Genomic DNA, 19,873 nt, shown 5'->3' with positions numbered 1-19,873 from the left:
CACCACCGTCAACCACACCGCCGTGTACGCCATGTCCCCACGATGACCCACCGCGCCCCGCCCGCGATGATCTTGGTCCGCGCCCTGTGGACAACTCGGGTGTCGCCCGCGGCTCCGGCGGTCCCGTACACTTTCCCTGGCGACCCGGGTCACCGGGTCGACTTCGCACGCCCCGCCACCAACCCCGGACCTTGATGGTCACGGGCGGTGGCCGCGCCCCTCGGTCCCCTGTGGCACGGCGCGTCGGGACGTCAGGCGCGGCCACCGTCCGGCGGCCGCGGTAACCGAGTACCTCAAGGAGTACGGCCATGGCCGTCGTCACGATGCGGGAGCTGCTGGAGAGCGGCGTCCACTTCGGGCACCAGACCCGCCGCTGGAACCCGAAGATGAAGCGCTTCATCTTCACCGAGCGCAACGGCATCTACATCATCGACCTGCTCCAGTCGCTGTCGTACATCGACCGCGCCTACGAGTTCGTCAAGGAGACCGTCGCGCACGGCGGCTCCATCATGTTCGTCGGCACCAAGAAGCAGGCGCAGGAGGCCATCGCCGAGCAGGCGTCCCGCGTCGGCATGCCCTACGTCAACCAGCGCTGGCTGGGCGGCATGCTCACCAACTTCTCGACCGTCTACAAGCGCCTGCAGCGCCTGAAGGAGCTCGAGGAGATCGACTTCGCGGACGTGGCCGCCTCCGGCCTCACCAAGAAGGAACTGCTCGTCCTCTCCCGCGAGAAGGACAAGCTGGAGAAGACCCTCGGCGGTATCCGCGAGATGCAGAAGGTGCCCAGCGCCGTCTGGATCGTGGACACCAAGAAGGAGCACATCGCCGTCGGTGAGGCGCGCAAGCTCCGCATCCCGGTCGTCGCGATCCTCGACACCAACTGCGACCCCGACGAGGTCGACTACAAGATCCCGGGCAACGACGACGCGATCCGCTCCGTCACGCTGCTCACCCGCGTGATCGCCGACGCCGTCGCCGAGGGCCTCATCGCCCGCTCCGGCGCCGCCACCGGCGACAAGAAGGCCGAAGGCGCCGCCGAGCCGCTCGCCGAGTGGGAGCGCGACCTGCTCGAGGGCGAGAAGAAGGCCGATGCCGAGGCCCCCGCCTCTGCCGACGCCCCGGCCGACGAGGCCGCCGCCCCGGCGGAGGAGGCGCCCGCCGCCGCCCCGGCCGACGAGAAGCCCGCCACCACCGAGGGCGACGCCGCCACCGGCGCCTGACCGCCCGCGGACGCGAGCGTCCGGGAACAGCACCACGCGTGACAACGGCGGGGGCCGAGCGCCCCCGCCGTTCACCCGTAGATCCACCGACCATCCGGGAAGAGACTCACACCCATGGCGAACTTCACCGCCGCCGACGTCAAGAAGCTCCGCGAGCTCACCGCCGCGGGCATGATGGACTGCAAGAACGCCCTCACCGAGGCCGAAGGCGACCTGGACAAGGCCGTCGAGATCCTCCGCGTCAAGGGCCAGAAGGGCGTCACCAAGCGCGAGGGCCGCTCGGCCTCCAACGGCGCCGTCGTCTCCCTCATCGCCGCCGACAACTCCGAGGGCGTCCTCGTCGAGCTGAAGTGCGAGACCGACTTCGTCGCCAAGGGTGACAAGTTCGTCGCCGTCGCCGACGCGATCGCCGCCCACGTCGCCGCCACCAAGCCGGCCGACCTCGGCGCGCTGCTCGCCTCCGAGATCAAGGACGGCCAGACCGTCCAGGCGTTCGTCGACGAGGCCAACGCCACCCTCGGCGAGAAGATCGTGCTGGACCGCTTCGCGCAGTTCACCGGCGGCTACGTCGCCTCCTACCTGCACCGCACCAGCCCGGACCTGCCCCCGCAGGTCGGCGTGCTGGTCGAGCTGGACAAGGCCGACGCGCAGACCGCCAAGGACGTCGCGCAGCACATCGCCGCGTTCGCCCCGAAGTTCCTCACCCGCGACGAGATCGACGAGGAGACAGTGGCCAACGAGCGCCGCGTCGCCGAGGCGACCGCGCGCGAGGAGGGCAAGCCCGACGCCGCCCTGCCGCGCATCGTCGAGGGCCGGGTCAACGGCTTCTTCAAGGAGAACGTCGTCCTGGAGCAGGCGTTCGCCAAGGACGCGAAGAAGACCGTGCAGAAGGTGCTCGACGAGGCCGGGGTCACCCTGAAGGCCTTCGCGCGCTTCCGCGTCGGCGTCTGACGTCCGCACCCACCGGCACCCGCCGGTCCGGCCGCAGACACCGACTCGGCCGCCGCGGGCTGCCACCGATGTCCGTACGGCCGCCCGGCGGCCGCGCGGGGCAAGACAGACGGTCCGCCAGGGCCGTACGCGGCCGGCCGCCCGCCGGCCGGCCGCAGAGGTGACGAGGAGGCCATTGCCGTACCGGGAACCGACAAGGACCCACGGCAATGGCCTCCTCGGTACGTGCACGAGGAGATCTCCCATGGATGATGGTGCCGAAGGCGCCCGCAAGGCCCGCGACCACACCCACGAGGGCGGCGGGCAGCAGCACGAAGGCCGCGACGGGACCGCTCCGCGCCGCTACCTGCTCAAGCTCTCCGGCGAGGCGTTCGCCGGCGGCGGCGGGCTCGGCGTCGACCCCGACGTGGTGCACGCCATCGCCCGGGAGATCGCCGCGGTGGTCCGCGAGGGCTACGAGATCGCGGTCGTGCTCGGCGGCGGCAATTTCTTCCGCGGCGCGGAACTCCAGCAGCGCGGCATGGACCGCGCCCGCTCCGACTACATGGGCATGCTCGGCACCGTGATGAACTGCCTCGCCCTCCAGGACTTCCTGGAGAAGGAGGGCATCGAGACCCGAGTGCAGACCGCCATCACCATGGGCCAGGTCGCCGAGCCCTACATCCCGCTGCGCGCCGTCCGGCACCTGGAGAAGGGCCGCGTGGTCATCTTCGGCGCCGGCATGGGCATGCCCTACTTCTCCACCGACACCACCGCCGCGCAGCGCGCCCTGGAGATCGACGCGGTGGCGATGCTGATGGGCAAGAACGGGGTGGACGGGGTCTACGACTCCGACCCGAAGCACAACCCGAACGCCGTCCGCTTCGACGCCCTGGAGTACGGCGAGCTGATCGCCCGCGACCTGCGGGTCGCCGACCTCACCGCGATCACCCTCTGCCAGGACAACAAACTGCCGATCCTGGTCTTCGAACTGCTCGCCGAGGGCAACATCGCCCGCGCGGTCAAGGGTGAGAAGATCGGCACGCTGGTCAACGACCAGGGCACCAGGGCGTGACCGGCGAGGCCGGTATGGACAACAGGCTGCCCGGTCCGACACCGTGCAGGAAGAGCACGAAGACGCGCGCAGGGGCCCGGACCCGACGGCTCTGCCTTCTGAATACCAGGAGCACATGGTGATTGAAGAGACCCTCCTCGAGGCCGAGGAGAAGATGGAGAAGGCCGTCGTCGTCGCCAAGGACGACTTCGCGGCGATCCGCACCGGCCGTGCGCACCCGGCGATGTTCAACAAGATCGTCGCCGAGTACTACGGCGCGGTCACCCCGATCAACCAGCTCGCCTCCTTCGCCGTGCCCGAGCCGCGGATGGCCGTGATCACCCCCTTCGACAGCAGCAGCCTGCGCAACATCGAAGAGGCGATCCGCAACTCCGACCTCGGCGTGAACCCCAGCAACGACGGCCGGATCATCCGCGTGGTGTTCCCGCAGCTCACCGAGGAGCGGCGGCGCGAGTACATCAAGGTCGCCAAGGCCAAGGGCGAGGACGCGAAGATCTCCATCCGCAGCGTCCGCCGCAAGGCCAAGGAGACGCTGGACAAGCTCGTCAAGGACGGCGAGAGCGGCGAGGACGAGGTGCGCCGCGCGGAGAAGGAGCTGGACGACACCACGGCGAAGTACGTGGCGCAGGTCGACGAGCTGCTCAAGCACAAGGAAGCGGAGCTGCTGGAGGTCTGACCTCCGCGGAGCTCCCGCGCACCTGATGTGTCCTGGCCGGACCCTGCGCGTCCGGGCCGGACCGCCGCACGTTCCCCCCGGCCGACCACCAACCTGACGACGACGCGAGGCGACGTTCCGTGAACGATTCTTCCTGGGGCGCTTCGCCACGCGCCGGTCACGCGGCGGGTTCCGCCACGGAGCCCGGGGTCAGGAGGAAGATCTCCACCATGCCACCGCCACCGTCCGCGCCGCCCCAGGACCCACCGCCGGCCGCGAAGAAGTCCGCCGGGCGCGACCTGCGGGCGGCGATAGGGGTCGGTGTCGGCCTCGGTGCGGTGGTCGTGGCGGCGCTGTTCGTGGTCAAGGCGGTCTTCGTCGGGATCGTCGTGGTCGCGGTGGTCGTCGGGCTGTGGGAGCTGACCTCCCGGCTCGCCGAGCGCAAGCAGATCCACGCGCCGCTGGTCCCGCTGGCGGTCGGCGGCACCGCGATGGTGATCGCCGGGTACGTCCGCGGTGCCGACGGCGCGTGGATCGCGATGGCGCTCACCGCGCTCGCGGTGCTGGTCTGGCGGATGGCCACCCCGCCCGAGGACTACCTGCGGGACGTCACCGCGGCCGTGTTCGCCGCGTTCTACGTGCCGTTCCTCGCCACGTTCGTGGTCATGATGCTCGCCGCCGACGACGGTCCGCGGCGGGTGCTGGTCTTCCTGCTGCTCACCGTGATCAGCGACACCGGCGCCTACGCGGTCGGCTGGCGCTTCGGCAGCCACAAGCTCGCGCCCCGGATCAGCCCCGGCAAGACCCGCGAGGGCCTGGTCGGCGCGATCAGCTTCGCGATGGTCGTCGGCGCCCTGCTCATGCAGTACTTCATCGACGGCGGCCACTGGTGGCAGGGCCTGCTCCTGGGCCTGGCCGCGGCGGTCAGCGCCACCCTCGGCGACCTCGGCGAGTCCATGATCAAACGCGACCTCGGCATCAAGGACATGGGCACCCTCCTCCCGGGCCACGGCGGCATCATGGACCGCCTCGACTCCCTCCTCCCCACCGCCCCCGTCGTCTGGCTCCTCCTCGTCTCCTTCGTCGGCCAGGGCTGACCCCCGCCTCCCGGCCCCGTCCCGGCCGCGCGCAGCACGAACGGCGCACCGCGCGGAGTCTGCGACACTGGTAGGCATCATGCCTGTACCCGGAGAACTGACGTTTGCCGTGCCGCGCGGGGCCAAGAAGCCGCCGCGGCATCTTGCTGATCTTTCGCCCGCGGAGCGGAGGGAGGCGGTGGCGGCGCTGGGGGAGAAGCCGTTCCGGGCGAAGCAGTTGTCGCAGCACTACTTCGCGCGCTACGCGGACGATCCGGCGACGTGGACGGACATTCCGGCGGCGGCCCGGGGGAAGCTGGCCGGCGACCTGCTGCCGGAGCTGATGACGGTGGTGCGGCACGCCTCGTGCGACGACGGGGAGACCCGCAAGACGCTGTGGCGGCTCTTCGACGGGACGCTCGTCGAGTCGGTGCTGATGCGGTACCCGGACCGGGTGACGATGTGCATCTCGTCGCAGGCCGGCTGCGGGATGAACTGCCCGTTCTGCGCGACCGGCCAGGCGGGCCTGGACCGCAACCTGTCGACGGCCGAGATCGTGCACCAGATCGTCGCCGGGATGCGGTCCCTGCGCGACGGCGACGTGCCCGGCAGCGCGGCCGGCGCCCCGGACCGGCTGTCGAACATCGTCTTCATGGGCATGGGCGAGCCGCTCGCGAACTACCGCCGGGTCGTCGACGCGATCCGGCGCCTGACCGATCCGGCGCCCGACGGGCTGGGGCTGTCGCAGCGCGGCATCACCGTCTCCACCGTCGGCCTGGTCCCGGCCATGCACCGCTTCGCCGACGAGGGCTTCAAATGCCGCCTCGCGGTGTCCCTGCACGCCCCCGACGACGAGCTGCGCGACACCCTCGTGCCGGTCAACACCCGCTGGAAGGTCCGCGAGGTGCTCGACGCCGCCTGGCACTACGCCGACGTCTCCGGCCGCCGCGTCTCCATCGAGTACGCCCTGATCCGCGACGTCAACGATCAGGCGTGGCGCGCCGACCGGCTCGGCCGGCTGCTGAAGAACCACCGGGTGCACGTGAACCTGATCCCGCTCAACCCCACCCCCGGCTCCAAGTGGACCGCCTCCCGGCCGGAGGACGAGCGGGCGTTCGTGGCCGCACTGGAGGCGCACGGCGTGCCGGTGACCGTCCGCGACACCCGCGGCCAGGAGATCGACGGGGCCTGCGGTCAGCTCGCCGCCTCCGCACGCTGATACGGTGCGCTGGTGTGTTCGTCGTACCAACGGCATGCATGGCAGCGTGACAAGCACGACCGCAGAACCGCAGGACAAGTGAACATCCGACAGGGGAGCGCCTGAGACGGCGCTGAGAGTGCGGCTGGGACCCGATCCGACGGCAGGACCGTCGAGGGACCCAGGCCGCAGACCCTCCCACCTGATCCGGGTCATACCGGCGTAGGGAGTCACACAGTGAACAGCACCATCCGTCGGCGTGCCATCGGCGCGCTCGTCCTCGCCACCGCCGGCGCCACCGTCCTCGCCGGCTGCGGCTCGAGCTCCGGCTCCGGTTCCGGCTCCTCCTCGGCCGCCGGCAAGCCCTCCAAGACCGTCACCCTGGTCAGCCACGACTCGTTCGCCGCCTCCTCCTCGGTGCTCGCGCAGTTCACCAAGGAGACCGGCTACACCGTCAAGGTGCTGCGCGGCGGCGACGCGGGCGCCGCGGTCAACCAGGCCATCCTCACCAAGGACCACCCGCGCGGCGACGTCTTCTTCGGCGTCGACAACACCCTGCTCTCCCGCGCCCTGAGCAACGGCCTGTTCGACTCCTACACCGCCAAGGGCCTGGACCAGGTCGCCGCGGACGTGCAACTGGACGCCGCCAAGCACCGCGTGACGCCGATCGACTCCGGCGACGTGTGCGTCAACTACGACCGCGCCTACTTCACCTCCCACCACCTCGCGCCGCCGCAGACCTTCGCCGACCTGGTCAAGCCGCAGTACAAGAACCTGCTCGTCACCGAGAACGTCTCCACCTCCTCCCCGGGGCTCGCCTTCCTGCTGGGCACCGCCGCCACCTACGGCGACTCCGGCTGGCAGGCGTACTGGAAGAAGCTGAAGGCCAACGGCGTGCAGGTCGTCGACAGCTGGGAGCAGGCGTACGACAACGCCTTCTCCGGGTCGGCCGCCGGCAAGAAGGCCAAGGGCAGCAAGCCGCTGGTCGTCTCCTACGCCTCCAGCCCACCCGCCGAGGTGGTCGGCGTCACCCCGCAGCCCGCGCAGTCGCCCGTCGGGGTGGCCACCGGCACCTGCTTCCGCCAGATCGAGTTCGCCGGGCTGCTGCACGGCGCGAAGAACCCCGCCGGCGCCAAGGCGTTCATCGACTTCATGCTCAGCCGGACCTTCCAGCAGGACATGCCGCTCCAGATGTACGTCGACCCGGTCGTGAAGGGCGCGGTCGAACCCGAGGTGTTCACCAAGTACGGCGCGAAGGTCCCGCACCCCACGACGCTGGCGCCCGACAAGATCGCCGCGAAGCGGGACGACTGGGTGAAGTCGTGGAACTCGATCGTCCTGTAGCGCCGCGGGAGGGAGCGCCGCGGGAGGGAGCGCCGCGGGAGGGAGCGCCGAAGAACGGGCTGCCGCGCAAGGCCGCACCGCGCAACGCCGCGCCGCGGGCCGACTCCCACCGCGGTAGCCGCCGCGTCCTCACCGGAGCGGCCCTGGCCGCACTGCCGCTGGCGTTCTTCGCCGCCTTCTTCGCCTACCCCGTGGCGGCGATCGTCGGCCGCGGTCTGCACGAGGGCGGCCGCTGGCAGCTCGGCCGGATCGGCGACGTCCTCGGCGACGGCTCGGTCCGGCACGTGCTGTGGTTCACCTGCTGGCAGGCGGCCGCCTCCACCGCGCTGACCCTGGTGGTCGCCCTGCCGGGGGCGTACGCCTTCGCGCGGCTGGACTTCCCCGGCAAGCGGCTGCTGCGGGCCGTGGTCACGGTGCCGTTCGTGCTGCCGACCGTCGTCGCGGGCTCGGCGTTCCTCGCGCTGCTGGGGCAGGGCGGCTTCACCGACAGCCTGTTCGGGGTGCGCCTGGACACCTCGGTGTGGGCGATCCTCATTGCGCACGTCTTCTTCAACTACGCCGTGGTCGTCCGCACCGTCGGCGGCCTGTGGGCCCAGCTCGACCCGCGCCAGGAGGAGGCCGCCCGCATGCTCGGCGCGGGCCGCCTCGCCGCCTGGCGCCGCGTCACCCTGCCCGCGCTCGGGCCTGCCGTCGCGGCCGCCGGGGTGATGGTCTTCCTGTTCACCTTCACCTCCTTCGGCGTCATCCAGATCCTCGGCGGCCCCACCCGCGCCACCCTGGAGGTCGAGATCTACCGGGAGACCGCCGAGATCTTCGACCTGCCCACCGCGGCCGTGCTCACCCTGCTCCAGTTCGCCGCCGTGGCCGCGATCCTGGCCGTGCACGCCTGGACCACCCGGCGTGGGGAGTCCGCGCTGCGCCTGGTCGACCCGGCCGGCACCGCGCACCGCCCGCGCGGCCGGGGCGAACGCGCGCTGCTGGCCGCCGTCCTCGCCTCGGTCGCGCTGCTGATCCTGCTGCCGCTCGGCGTGCTCGCCGCCCGCTCCTTCGACGGCCCGAACGGCTACGGCCTGGCCTTCTACCGCGCGCTCGGCACCACCGGCGGCGACGGCACCTTCCTCGTCCCACCGTTGCGGACCGTCTGGAACTCGGTGCGCTACGCGGCCGCCGCCACCGTGATCGCCCTGGTCGTCGGCGGGCTGGCCGCGGCCGCCCTGACCCGCCGCGGCGGCCGGCTGATGCGCGGGTTCGACGGGCTGATGATGCTGCCGCTGGGCACCTCCGCGGTCACCGTCGGCTTCGGCTTCCTGATCGCCCTCGACAAGCCGCCGCTGGACCTGCGGGACTCCTGGCTGCTGGTGCCGCTGGCCCAGGCGCTGGTCGGCGCGCCGTTCGTGGTGCGGGTGATGCTGCCGGTGCTGCGGGCCGTCGACGAACGGCTGCGGGAGGCCGCGGCGATGCTGGGCGCCTCCCCGCTGCGGGTCTGGCGCGAGGTCGAACTCCCGCTGGTACGGCGGGCCCTGGGCATCGCGGCCGGGTTCGCGTTCGCCGTCTCGCTCGGCGAGTTCGGCGCCACGGTCTTCATCGCCCGCCCCGACAGCCCCACCCTGCCGGTCGCCGTCGCCCGCCTGCTCGGCCGGGCCGGCGAGATGAACTACGGCCAGGCGATGGCGCTGAGCACCATCCTCATGGTGGTCTGCGCGGCCAGCCTGCTGATCCTGGAGTACCCGCTGTCGGAGAGGTCGCGATGACCGGCACCCTGCTGCGCGTGGACGCGGCCACCGTACGGTTCGGGGCGCGCGCCGCGCTGGACGAGGTGAGCGTGGACGCGGCCGCGCACGAGATCGTCTGCGTGCTCGGGCCGTCCGGCAGCGGCAAGTCCACCCTGCTGCGCACCGTCGCCGGGCTCCAGGCGCTCGACGGCGGCCGGGTGCTGCTGGACGGCGCCGACCAGCGGGGCGTGCCCGCGCACCACCGCGGGGTCGGGCTGATGTTCCAGGACCACCAGCTCTTCCCGCAGCGCGACGTCGGCGGCAACGTGGCGTTCGGGCCGCGCATGCACGGGATGCCGCGCCAGGACCGCGAGCGGCGGACCGCCGAACTGCTGGACCTGGTGGGGCTGCCCGGCGCCGCGGCCCGCCCCGTCGCCACCCTCTCCGGCGGCGAGCAGCAGCGGGTCGCGCTGGCCCGCGCCCTCGCGCCCGAGCCGCGGCTGCTGATGCTCGACGAGCCGCTCGGCCAGCTCGACCGCTCCCTGCGCGAACGGCTGGTGGTCGAACTGCGCCGGCTGTTCGGGCAGTTGGGCACCACCGTGCTGGCCGTCACGCACGACCAGGGGGAGGCGTTCGCGCTCGCGGACCGGGTGGTGGTGATGCGCGACGGGCGAATCGTGCGCAGCGGTACACCCCTCGAGGTGTGGCAGCAGCCCGGCTCGGAGTTCGTGGCCCGCTTCCTGGGGTTCGACAACATCACCGACGCCGTGGTCAGCGGTGGTGTCGCGGTGACCGCCTGGGGCAAGCTCGCCGTCCCCGACGGCACCCCCGACGGCGAGCACCGCCTGCTCGTGCGGCCCTCGGGCGTACGGCTCGGGCCGGCCGACGGCGCCGGACCGCGCTGCGAGGTGGTCTCGCGGACCTTCCGCGGCGGCCACGTGGGAGTGCTGCTCCAGCCCGCGCAGGGGCCCGCCCTCGAAGCGGAGTGCGCGCTGCGCGACGCGCCGGAGATCGGCGCCCGGGTGGGCGCGGTGTTCGCCCCCGAGGACGTCGTCGTCCTCGCCCGCTCCGCCGTACGGGCCGCTCCCGGCGAACGCCCGGCCGCGGGGTGAGGCGGGCTACGCGCTGAGGCGGGCCAGCGCCGCGGGCACCTCGTCGACGCTGTCGACCAGGGTGATGCGCGCGCTCATGGGCCGGCCGTCGGCGAGGGCCTGGAGCAGCGGCCAGACGGGCAGCTCGGCGGTCCAGTGGGCGTGGTCGACCAGGACCATGGGGGCCGGGTCGCCGTGCGAGCCGTAGTAGTTGGCGGTGGCGGCGTCGAAGACCTCCTGGACGGTGCCGGCGGCGCCCGGAAGGAAGACGGCGCCGGCGGTGCAGCGCGTCAGGAGCCCGTCCTCACGGGTGGCGTTCGCGAAGAACTTCGCGATGTGCGCGGCGAACGGGTTGGGCGGCTCGTGGCCGTAGAACCAGGTGGGCAGGCCGTAGGAGGGCCCGCCGTCCGGCCAGCGCTCGCGCACCTCGAAGGCGGTGGACGCCCAGGCGTCGACGGAGGGCGCGAAGGACGGGGTGCCCGCGAGGACGTCGAGCGCCTTGCCGAGCATCACGTCGTCGTACGCGGCCGCGTACGCCCCGAAGTTCGCCGCCTCCATCGCGCCCGGGCCGCCGCCGGTCGCCACGGTCAGCCCGGCGGTGGCCAGCGCGCGGCCCAGCCGGGCGGCGCCCGCGTACGCCGGGGTGCCGCGCTCCATGGCGTGCCCGCCCAGCACGCCCACCACCTGCTCGCCGCCGAGCTGCTCGTCCAGGGCGTCGGAGACCGCGTCGTCGTGGATGGAGCGCAGCATGGAGGCGAACACGTCGCGCTCGGCGGCGGTCCGCAGCCACCAGTCGTACGTCAGCGCGTCCGGTGTCGCGCCGTAGCCGCTCTCGGCCACGCCCGCGTACAGCTCCTCGGGCCGGTAGGGCGCCGCGCGGTAGGGGTCGAAGGGCAGGCCGGGCACCGGAGGGAAGACCAGCGCGCCGCCGGCCCGCACCTGGGCCAGCGCCTGCGGTTCCATCGGGCAGCCGAGGAAGACCGCCTGCGAGGTGTCGGTGACCAGCAGCGCGAAGGTGCGGGAGGTCAGGTCCACCGCCCGCACCCGGCAGTCCGCGAAGGACCCGCCGAGCGCGACCGCGTCGAACTCCTCCAGCGTCTCCACCTCGCGGGTCCGGCGGACGCCCTCCGGCGCGGCGCCGGAGGGCGCCTTCGGCGGCTCGGGCGGCACCGGGCCGCGGTACGGGCCGGCCGCGGGACGCGGCAGCCGCGGACGGGAGGGACGGGGCGAGTCTGGGGAGGTAGGCGCTGCCACGCGAGCACGATAGCGCGCCGAGGTCGGCGCCGGGCCGCCGCGAAGAGGGACACCGGCGGCGCGCCGTTGACGCGGCGCCGCGTGCGGGAGGACCGCGCGCGGCGCCGGGGACGGATCGGGACGGGGAGGGGCCACGGGCCGGGACGGGGACGGGTTACGGGCCGGGAAGGGGAGGGGCTACGGGCCGGGACGGGGACGGGTTACGGGCCGGGAAGGGGACGGGCTACGGACCGGGAAGGGGGCGGGTTACGGGCCGGGAAGGGGACGGGCTACGGACCGGGAGAGGAAGCGCTAGGGCGTCGGCGAGAGCGCCGCGACCAGCAGGGCCGGCACCAGGAACGCGACCGCCAGCACGCCGGCCCGTACCGCCGCCGACGCGCGCAGCACCGCGGCGGGCGCCGCGAGTTCGCGCAGCGCGGCCCGCGCGGACGCGCGCGCGGCGTGGGACTCCCGCGCGGCCAGCGCGGCCGAGGCCAGCACGCACATGCAGATCAGCAGCACCGCGAAGGTGGTGACCGGCCCGAGGCTGCGGCCGCTGTCCTGGTGCAGGCCGTAGCCGGCCACCAGCGCCGCCACGGTCGCCGAGAGCAGGCCGAGCGGGCGGCCGAGCCGCCGCGCCTCGTGCTGGAGCCCGCGCCCGGCCAGCAGCCGCAGCCCGCCGGGCCGGTAGGCGGCGAGCAACCGCCCGCAGGCGTGGACCAGTCCGGGGCCGGCCAGCACCAGCCCGGCGGCGGTGAGCACCCAGCCGCCGACCGCGGCCGGCGCCATCGCGCCCAGGCCGCTGGGCAGCGGGAAGGTGTGCCGGTCGGGGGCCGTCGCCTCGAGCGCCAGCCCGACGGCGATCAGCGCGACGCCCCACGGGAGCCCGGCGGGCACCTGCTCGTCCGGTTCGATCGCGCCCGCGTCCGGGCCGCCCGGGCGGGCACGGCCCCGGTCCGGCCGCTGCCCGTCCGTCCGCCGTCCGTCGGGGCGCTGCTCGGTGCGCAGCCGTGCCGCGCTCGCGGCGCCCGCCGCCAGCGGGACCAGGGCCAGCAGCGTGACCGCCCCGGCGAGCGGCAGGCTGTGGCCCGCCGCCAGGAGCCCGGGGCCGACGCCGTGGTAGGGCACACCGGTCACGTCGCCGCGCAGTTGGAGGAAGACCAGCAGCGCCAGCACGCTGCCGCACGCGCACACCAGGGTCACCGTCGCCGCGGCGAGCAGCACCAGGCCGTTCCGGCCCAGGCCGACCGCGGTGAGCCCGGCCCGGGGCCAGCCGGTCGACTGGGCGCGGCCCACCGCGACCGCCAGCTGCACGCTGACGATCGCCGGCACCACGCACCAGCCGAGGCGTACCACCGTGTGCGAGGCGCCGCCCGGGTGGGCCAGCGCCCAGCCGAGGGCCGCCAGCAGCAGCAGTCCGGTGCCGCACGACGCGAGGGCGGCCAGTACCCACCGGCCGAGCGCCGCCGGACTCGCCCCGCGCAGCAGCCGCAGGCTCAGCACCGGCCGCACCCCCCGCGGCCGGCCGCGCTCCGCCCGGGGCGCGGGCGCCGTACGCGGGCGTTCATACGCTGGCCGGGCGGGGAGCGGCCAGGTCCGGGTTCTGCCCCGTCCCCTTGCCCTTGCCCTGGGCCGGCCCCTTGCCCTGGGCGGCGCCCTGGCCCGAGTTCTGCTCCGGCGCGGCGGTCACCACGCGGCCGTCGGCGAAGGGCACGGTCCGGTCGGCGTGCGCGGCGATGTCGGGGTCGGCCGTGGCCAGCACGACGGTGATGCCGTGGGAGCGGGCCGCGCTGGTGAGGGTGCGCAGCACGTGCGCCCGGTCGTCGCGGTGCAGCGTCGCGGTCGGCTCGTCGGCGAAGACCACGGCCGGGCCGGTGACCAGCGCGCGGGCCACGGCGATGCGCTGGCGCTGCGCGGCGGACAGCCCGGCCGGCCGGCTGCGGGCGACGTCGCCGATGTCGAGGCGCTCCAGCCACTCGCGGGTGGCGGTCCGCGCGGTCCGGCTGCTCTCGCCGCGCAGCAGCAGCGGCAGGGCGGCGTTCTCCCACACGTTCAGCTCGGGCAGCAGGTGCGGGTCGGTGCCGACCCAGCCGAACCGGTCGCGGCGCAGCCGCTCGCGGGCGGGGTCGGGCAGCGTGTGCACCGGGCCGCTGTTGAACCAGACCTCGCCCTCGTCGGGGACGAGCTGTCCGGAAAGGCAGCGCAGCAGCGTCGACTTGCCCGCGCCGCGCGGTCCGGCGAGCGCGAGGATCTCCCCGGCCCGCACGCTGACCGACACGCCGAGCAGCGCGGGCGAGCCCTGGTAGGAGTGACGCAGGGCGCGAGCCCAGAGCACGTCGTTGTCGGGCGGGGCCTCCATGCCGTACCTCCGCGGATCGCGAGTTCACCCGGGCAACGAGCCCGGGACGTGTCCGGTCACTGCTCGGCACGCTATGCGCGGCCGCCGCGCTCGCCCCGCAGGCGCCCCCGCGAACCCCCCGATCGGCGCAGCCCGCCCCCTGCCGGGCGGCAGGGGGCGGGCTGCGGTCCGTGCTCAGCGGCCGGCGGCCGGTCAGAGCTTCGTCCACGCCTCCTTGAGCACGCCGCGCAGGATGGACTCGATCTCGTCGAAGAGCGGCTGCTCGGCGATGAGCGGCGGGGCGAGCTGGATCACCGGGTCGCCGCGGTCGTCGGCGCGGCAGTACAGCCCGTTGTCGAAGAGCGCCTTGGACAGGAAGCCGTACAGCACGCGCTCGGTCTCCTCGTCGGTGAACGTCTCCTTGGTCGCCTTGTCCTTGACCAGCTCGATGCCGTAGAAGAAGCCGTTGCCGCGCACGTCGCCGACGATCGGCAGGTCCCGCAGCTGGTCGAGGGTGGCGCGGAAGGCCGCCTCGTGGTCCAGCACGTGCTGGTTGAGCCCCTCGCGCTCGAAGATGTCGAGGTTGGTGAGGGCCACGGCCGCCGAGACGGGGTGGCCGGCGAAGGTGTAGCCGTGCAGGAAGGTGTTGCCGTCGCGGTAGAACGGCTCGGCGAGCCGGTCGGAGACGACGCACGCGCCGATCGGGGAGTAGCCGGAGGTCATGCCCTTGGCGCAGGTGATCATGTCGGGCACGTAGTCGAACTTGTCGCAGGCGAACATGGTGCCCAGCCGCCCGAACGCGCAGATCACCTCGTCGGAGACGAGCAGCACCCCGTACCGGTCGCAGATCTCGCGGACCCGCTGGAAGTAGCCGGGCGGCGGCGGGAAGCAGCCGCCGGCGTTCTGCACCGGTTCGAGGAAGACCGCGGCCACGGTGTCGGGGCCCTCGAAGAGGATCTCCTGCTCGATCTGGTCGGCGGCCCAGCGGCCGAACGCCTCCGGGTCGTCGCCGTGGATCGGGGCGCGGTAGATGTTGGTGTTGGGCACCTTGCGGGCGCCGGGCACCAGCGGTTCGAACGGGGCCTTGAGCGCGGGCAGTCCGGTGATGGACAGGGCGCCCTGCGGGGTGCCGTGGTAGGCGACCGCCCGCGAGATCACCTTGTACTTGGTGGGGTTGCCGGTCAGCTTGTGGTACTGCTTCGCCAGCTTCCAGGCGGTCTCCACCGCCTCGCCGCCGCCGGTGGTGAAGAAGACCTTGTTCAGGTCGCCGGGCGCGTACCCGGCCAGCCGCTCGGCGAGCTCGACCGCCTTGGGGTGGGCGTAGCTCCAGATCGGGAAGAAGGCCAGCTCCTGCGCCTGCTTGTAGGCGGTCTCGGCGAGTTCGTGGCGTCCGTGCCCGGCCTGCACCACGAACAGCCCGGACAGGCCGTCGATGTAGCGCTTGCCGCGCGCGTCGTAGATGGACGCGCCCTCGCCGCGGACGATGGTCGGCACCGGGGCGTCCTGGTAGTCCGACATGCGGGTGAAGTGCATCCACAGGTGGTCGTAGGCGGACTTCGACTGGTCGGGCTGCTCGGCGTGCGAAGCGGTCATGGCTATCTGGTTCCCCAGGTGTAGGTCTGCTTGCGGAGCTTGAGGTAGACGAAGGTCTCGGTGGTGCGGACGCCCGGCAGCGCGCGGATGCGCTTGTTGATCATCTCCAGCAGGTGGTCGTCGTCCTCGCAGACGATCTCCACCAGCAGGTCGAACGAGCCGGCGGTGAGCACCACGTACTCGACCTCGTCGAGGGCCGCGAGCGCGTCGGCGACCGGCTCGAGGTCGCCCTCGATGTTGACGCCGACCATCGCCTGGCGGCGGAAGCCGACGGTGAGCGGGTCGGTCACCGCGACGATCTGCATCACGCCCTGGTCCAGCAGCTTCTGCACCCGCTGGCGCACCGCGGCCTCGGACAGCCCCACCGCCTTGCCGATCGCCGCGTACGGGCGGCGCCCGTCCTCCTGGAGCTGTTCGATGATCGCCTTCGAGACCGCGTCTATCGAGGCGGAGGCGCCGTTCATGTCACGAGTGGCCACGCGCACCACTGTGCAGGAGAGGTCGACGGTCCCGCAAGCCCCGCACGATGAATTCCGTTGTGTTAAGCCGCCTGCAACACTGAATCGGTTGTTGTAGCCCGGCGGGCGTGTCGAATACGGCAGTCCTGGCGTTAAGCTGGGCGGCGTCTCACTACATGGACACGAACCGGATGGACCAGGGAGCAAGCGCCGTGACCGAACTCCGTACTCTGCGCAACCACATCGACGGAGAATTCCGCGACGCCGCCGACGGGCGCACCACCGAGGTGGTCAGTCCGGTCACCGGCCGGGCGTACGCGACCGCGCCGCTGTCCGGCAGGGCCGACGTCGACGCGGCGATGGCCGCCGCCCGGGCGGCCTTCCCCGGCTGGCGCGACACCACGCCCGCCGAGCGGCAGAAGGCGCTGCTGAGGATCGCCGACGCCATCGAGGCGCGCGCGGACGAACTGGTCGCGGTGGAGAGCGAGAACACCGGCAAGCCGCTCGCGCTCACCGCGAGCGAGGAGGTCCCGCCGATGGTGGACCAGATCCGGTTCTTCGCCGGCGCCGCCCGGCTGCTGGAGGGCCGCTCGGCCGGCGAGTACATGGAGGGCCTGACCTCGATCGTGCGGCGCGAGCCGGTCGGGGTGTGCGCGCAGGTCGCGCCGTGGAACTACCCGATGATGATGGCGGTGTGGAAGTTCGCCCCGGCGATCGCGGCGGGCAACACCGTGGTGCTCAAGCCCTCCGACACCACCCCGGCCTCCACCGTGCTGCTCGCCGAGATCATCGCCGGGGTGCTGCCCAAGGGCGTGTTCAACGTGGTCTGCGGCGACCGCGACACCGGCCGGCTGATGGTCGAGCACCCGGTGCCGGCGATGGCGTCCATCACCGGCTCGGTCCGGGCCGGCATCGAGGTCGCCGGGTCCGCCGCCAAGGACGTCAAGCGGGTGCACCTGGAACTGGGCGGCAAGGCGCCGGTGGTGGTCTTCGACGACCTCGACAGCCAGGCGCTCGCCAAGGCCGCCGAGGACATCGCCCTCGCCGGGTTCTTCAACGCCGGCCAGGACTGCACCGCCGCCTGCCGGGTGCTCGTGCAGGAGGGCGTGCGCGAGGAGTTCACCGCGGCGCTGGCCAAGGCCGCCGCCGCCACCAGGACCGGCCTGCCCGACGACGAGGACGTGCTCTTCGGCCCGCTCAACAACGCCAACCAGCTCGCCCAGGTCGCCGGGTTCGTCGACCGGCTGCCCGCGCACGCCAAGGTCGAGGCCGGCGGCCACCGGGTCGGCGAGGAGGGCTACTTCTACGCGCCCACCGTCGTCTCCGGGCTGCGGCAGGACGACGAGGCGGTGCAGCGCGAGGTGTTCGGCCCGGTCATCACCGTCCAGTCGTTCACCGACGAGGAGCAGGCGGTCACCTGGGCCAACGACGTGGACTACGGCCTGGCCTCCTCGGTGTGGACCAAGGACCACGGCCGGGCGATGCGGATGTCGAAGAAGCTCGACTTCGGCTGCGTGTGGATCAACACCCACATCCCGCTGGTCGCCGAGATGCCGCACGGCGGGTTCAAGCAGTCCGGCTACGGCAAGGACCTGTCCGCGTACGGCTTCGAGGACTACACCCGCATCAAGCACGTCATGACCTCGCTGGAGGCGTGAGCGCGAACGCCGCCGGCGGCCGGTGCGCACCGAGGAGTGCGGACCGGCCGCCGGCGCGTCACGGCCACGCGCCGCGTACGGTGCCCGGGCCGCGTACGGTGCCCGGGCACCGTACGGTGCTCAGGCCGCCTTCGCGCGCAGCCGCAGCAGCACCTCCGGACGGTTGGTGGTGACCGCGTCCACCCCGGCCGCGACCAGGCGGGACATCGAGCGGCGCCAGTCGGCGGTCCAGGCGGCGACCAGCAGCCCGCGGTCGTGCGCCCACGCCACCGTCGCCGGATCGGCCAGCCCGAAGCGGAGGTTGAGCCAGCGCGGGGCGAGGCCGTCCAGCAGCGCGTCGGCCGGGCGCGCGGACGTCGTCCAGGTCATCGCGATCTCGGCGGCGGGCTCCAGGGCCCGCACCTGGCGCATCGCGGCCAGCTTCCCGCAGTAGTAGACCCGGTCCGCCGCACCCGCCTCCCGTACCGCCCGGACGGCCGCGGGCGCCTGGTCGGCCTCGGTCAGGTCGATCAGCATCCGTGTCCGGTCCGGGCCGGCCAGCAGCTCGGCGAGCGCGGCCGCGAAGGACGGCACCCCGCCGCCGGTCGCCTCGGCCACCTCGTCGTAGGCCAGCGAGGCCACCGGCGCCACGACGCCCCACAGCCGCTCCAGCGTCGGGTCGTGCAGCAGCACCGGCACGCCGTCCCGGGTGAGGCGGACGTCCACCTCCACGACGTCCGCGCCCTTGCGCAGCGCCGAACGCACCGACGGCAGCGTGTTCTCGCGGTGGGCGTAAGGGTCGCCCCTGTGGGCGACGACCGTTACCCGGCGCCCAGGGCGCGCGGCCACGGCGTCAGCCCCGCGCGGAGGGGACGCCGGGACCGCCCGCGGCGGCGCCGTAGGACAGCGTGTAGGCGTCGATCTCCGCCGCCAGCCGCGCCTTGCCCGCCGGTTCCAGGAAGGACGCGTGCACCGCGTTCTTCGCCAGCTCCGCGACCCCCGCGCGGTCCAGCCCCAGCAGCCGGGCGGCCACCGCGTACTCGGTGTTCAGGTCGGTGCCGAACATCGGCGGGTCGTCGCTGTTGACGGTGACCAGCACGCCCGCCTCGGCCATCCGCCGGATCGGGTGCTCCTCGATGTCGGTCACCACCCGGGTGGCGATGTTGGAGGTCGGGCAGACCTCCAGCGGGATGCGGTGCTCGGCGAGGTGGTCCAGCAGCCGGGGGTCCTGCACGGCGCTGGTGCCGTGGCCGATCCGCTCGGCGCCCAGCACGTTCAGGGCGTCCCAGATCGTCTGCGGCCCGGTGGCCTCCCCGGCGTGCGGCACGCTGTGCAGCCCGGCCGCCCTGGCCCGGTCGAAGTACGGCTTGAACTGCGGGCGCGGCACCCCGATCTCGGGCCCGCCCAGGCCGAAGGAGACCAGGCCCTCCGGGCGCAGGTCCAGCGCCAGGTGCGCGGTCTGCTCCGCCGAGGCCAGGCCCGCCTCGCCGGGGATGTCGAAGCACCAGCGCAGCACCACGCCCAACTCCGCCTCCGCGGCCTTGCGCGCGTCCTCGATCGCCTCCATGAACGCCTGCTCGGGGATGCCCCGGTTCGTCGAGGAGTAGGGCGTCACGGTCAGCTCGGCGTAGCGGATCTGCTGCCGGGACATGTCCCGCGCGACCTCGTACGTCAGCAGCCGGATGTCCTCGGCGTCGCGGATCAGGTCCACCACGGACAGGTAGACCTGGATGAAGTGGGCGAAGTCCCGGAAGGTGAAGTAGTCGGCGAGCGCGGCCGGGTCGGCGGGCACCTTGGAGTCCGGGTGCCGCGCGGCCAGGGCGGAGACGATCCGCGGGGAGGCGGAGCCGACGTGGTGGACGTGGAGTTCGGCCTTCGGCAGCCCGGCGATGAAGGCGTCCAGCCCGGTGCCGGGTGCGGTGCCGGGCGCAGTGGCGGGTGCGGCGGCGGGGGCGCTGCCCGCGGGGGCGGTCCCGGCGGCGGGGGAGGGGCCGGGTGCGGTCTCGGGCATGCGGGGTTCCTCCGGTGGGACGTGCGGGACGGCCGGGGCGCCGGCCGGTGCCGTTCATCGTAATCCGCGCGCCCGCCCGTCCCGAGGGCCGCGCCGGGGCGGGGGGAGAAGGCGCGGCCGGCGGCCGGCGCGTGGCTGTTCACGCGCGCTTCGGGCTGATCGGTGCGATGAACGGACAGGGCACAGAATCCGTCGATTAACCAAAAGGCAACAACGGAATCCCTTGTTGGAGGCGGCTGGCTCTGCCAGGATCAGCGATCAATCCAGGCTTTGACCACGCTGGTACATGGATTCGCGACCCC

Annotated in this window: 17 protein-coding genes and 1 riboswitch; of the genes, 10 read left to right on the top strand and 7 right to left on the bottom strand. The window is 73.3% G+C overall.

Annotated elements, in window-relative coordinates; all coding sequences use genetic code 11:
* Positions 1-308 precede the first annotated feature (308 nt).
* The 9 genes from rpsB (at position 309) to WA788_RS27010 (ending at position 10,322) form a co-directional block, all read left to right on the top strand.
* On the top strand, positions 309-1,220 hold the full coding sequence (rpsB, locus tag WA788_RS27050) for a 30S ribosomal protein S2 (protein ID WP_335981532.1): 912 nt from the start codon (positions 309-311) through the stop codon (positions 1,218-1,220).
* Positions 1,221-1,334: 114 nt separating this feature from the next.
* Positions 1,335-2,171 (top strand): translation elongation factor Ts, encoded by an 837-nt coding sequence (tsf, locus tag WA788_RS27045; protein ID WP_335981531.1) that lies wholly within the window; start codon positions 1,335-1,337, stop codon positions 2,169-2,171.
* A gap of 244 nt (positions 2,172-2,415) precedes the next feature.
* Positions 2,416-3,225 carry a UMP kinase gene (gene pyrH, locus WA788_RS27040; protein WP_335981529.1) on the top strand — a complete coding sequence of 270 codons (810 nt, stop codon included), beginning with the start codon at positions 2,416-2,418 and terminating at the stop codon, positions 3,223-3,225.
* A gap of 118 nt (positions 3,226-3,343) precedes the next feature.
* Complete coding sequence (frr, locus tag WA788_RS27035; protein ID WP_335981631.1) at positions 3,344-3,901, top strand: ribosome recycling factor; 558 nt, start codon at positions 3,344-3,346, stop codon at positions 3,899-3,901.
* A gap of 32 nt (positions 3,902-3,933) precedes the next feature.
* Complete coding sequence (locus WA788_RS27030; RefSeq protein WP_435130954.1) at positions 3,934-4,977, top strand: phosphatidate cytidylyltransferase; 1,044 nt, start codon at positions 3,934-3,936, stop codon at positions 4,975-4,977.
* A gap of 79 nt (positions 4,978-5,056) precedes the next feature.
* Positions 5,057-6,175, top strand: coding sequence for a 23S rRNA (adenine(2503)-C(2))-methyltransferase RlmN (gene rlmN / locus WA788_RS27025; protein ID WP_335981526.1), 1,119 nt, complete (start codon positions 5,057-5,059; stop codon positions 6,173-6,175).
* Positions 6,176-6,256: 81 nt separating this feature from the next.
* Positions 6,257-6,400, top strand: a riboswitch (TPP riboswitch).
* Positions 6,392-7,498, top strand: a complete 1,107-nt coding sequence (locus tag WA788_RS27020) for a thiamine ABC transporter substrate-binding protein (RefSeq protein ID WP_335981524.1) — start codon at positions 6,392-6,394, stop codon at positions 7,496-7,498. (Overlaps the previous riboswitch by 9 nt.)
* A 143-nt stretch (positions 7,499-7,641) precedes the next feature.
* Positions 7,642-9,249, top strand: coding sequence for an ABC transporter permease (locus WA788_RS27015; protein WP_335981629.1), 1,608 nt, complete (start codon positions 7,642-7,644; stop codon positions 9,247-9,249).
* Positions 9,246-10,322 carry an ABC transporter ATP-binding protein gene (locus tag WA788_RS27010; protein ID WP_443034100.1) on the top strand — a complete coding sequence of 359 codons (1,077 nt, stop codon included), beginning with the start codon at positions 9,246-9,248 and terminating at the stop codon, positions 10,320-10,322. Before WA788_RS27015 ends, WA788_RS27010 begins: the two co-directional genes overlap by 4 nt.
* A 6-nt stretch (positions 10,323-10,328) precedes the next feature.
* On the opposite strand, the gene WA788_RS27005 is transcribed toward WA788_RS27010, so the two are convergent.
* The 5 genes from WA788_RS27005 to WA788_RS26985 form a co-directional block, all read right to left on the bottom strand.
* Positions 10,329-11,405 carry an LOG family protein gene (locus WA788_RS27005; protein WP_335981625.1) on the bottom strand — a complete coding sequence of 359 codons (1,077 nt, stop codon included), beginning with the start codon at positions 11,403-11,405 and terminating at the stop codon, positions 10,329-10,331.
* A gap of 441 nt (positions 11,406-11,846) precedes the next feature.
* The gene (locus WA788_RS27000) at positions 11,847-13,037 is read right to left on the bottom strand and encodes a hypothetical protein (RefSeq protein WP_335981522.1); all 1,191 of its coding nucleotides are present in this window, start codon (positions 13,035-13,037) and stop codon (positions 11,847-11,849) included.
* Positions 13,038-13,098: 61 nt separating this feature from the next.
* Entirely contained in the window at positions 13,099-13,893 is a 795-nt protein-coding gene (locus tag WA788_RS26995) for an ABC transporter ATP-binding protein (protein WP_335981520.1), read from the bottom strand.
* A 192-nt stretch (positions 13,894-14,085) separates the two neighbouring features.
* Entirely contained in the window at positions 14,086-15,465 is a 1,380-nt protein-coding gene (locus WA788_RS26990; RefSeq protein ID WP_335981517.1) for an aspartate aminotransferase family protein, read from the bottom strand.
* Between the two features lie 2 nt (positions 15,466-15,467).
* Positions 15,468-15,929: an Lrp/AsnC family transcriptional regulator gene (locus WA788_RS26985; RefSeq protein WP_335981623.1), complete on the bottom strand. Its 462-nt coding sequence runs from the start codon at positions 15,927-15,929 to the stop codon at positions 15,468-15,470.
* Between the two features lie 206 nt (positions 15,930-16,135).
* On the opposite strand from WA788_RS26985, the gene WA788_RS26980 reads away from it, so the two are divergent.
* Entirely contained in the window at positions 16,136-17,581 is a 1,446-nt protein-coding gene (locus WA788_RS26980; protein ID WP_335981516.1) for a gamma-aminobutyraldehyde dehydrogenase, read from the top strand.
* 120 nt (positions 17,582-17,701) lie between these two features.
* Here the strand turns inward: WA788_RS26980 and WA788_RS26975 are convergent, their stop codons facing one another.
* Positions 17,702-18,409, bottom strand: coding sequence for a glycerophosphodiester phosphodiesterase (locus WA788_RS26975; RefSeq protein ID WP_335981515.1), 708 nt, complete (start codon positions 18,407-18,409; stop codon positions 17,702-17,704).
* A gap of 4 nt (positions 18,410-18,413) precedes the next feature.
* Positions 18,414-19,571 carry an adenosine deaminase gene (locus WA788_RS26970; protein ID WP_335981512.1) on the bottom strand — a complete coding sequence of 386 codons (1,158 nt, stop codon included), beginning with the start codon at positions 19,569-19,571 and terminating at the stop codon, positions 18,414-18,416.
* Positions 19,572-19,873 lie beyond the last annotated feature (302 nt).

Source organism: Streptomyces sp. CA2R106 (assembly GCF_037034245.1).
Lineage (GTDB): Bacteria > Actinomycetota > Actinomycetes > Streptomycetales > Streptomycetaceae > Actinacidiphila.
This window is presented reverse-complemented; position numbering and strand designations above follow the sequence as displayed.

Bases quoted from the DNA above. Each gene is read 5' to 3' on its own strand.
- rpsB (WP_335981532.1), top strand. From the start codon at position 309: ATGGCCGTCGTCACGATGCGGGAGCTGCTGGAGAGCGGCGTCCACTTC.
- tsf (WP_335981531.1), top strand. From the start codon at position 1,335: ATGGCGAACTTCACCGCCGCCGACGTCAAGAAGCTCCGCGAGCTCACC.
- pyrH (WP_335981529.1), top strand. From the start codon at position 2,416: ATGGATGATGGTGCCGAAGGCGCCCGCAAGGCCCGCGACCACACCCAC.
- rlmN (WP_335981526.1), top strand. From the start codon at position 5,057: ATGCCTGTACCCGGAGAACTGACGTTTGCCGTGCCGCGCGGGGCCAAG.
- WA788_RS27010 (WP_443034100.1), top strand. From the start codon at position 9,246: ATGACCGGCACCCTGCTGCGCGTGGACGCGGCCACCGTACGGTTCGGG.
- WA788_RS26995 (WP_335981520.1), bottom strand. From the start codon at position 13,893: ATGGAGGCCCCGCCCGACAACGACGTGCTCTGGGCTCGCGCCCTGCGT.
- WA788_RS26990 (WP_335981517.1), bottom strand. From the start codon at position 15,465: ATGACCGCTTCGCACGCCGAGCAGCCCGACCAGTCGAAGTCCGCCTAC.
- WA788_RS26985 (WP_335981623.1), bottom strand. From the start codon at position 15,929: ATGAACGGCGCCTCCGCCTCGATAGACGCGGTCTCGAAGGCGATCATC.
- WA788_RS26970 (WP_335981512.1), bottom strand. From the start codon at position 19,571: ATGCCCGAGACCGCACCCGGCCCCTCCCCCGCCGCCGGGACCGCCCCC.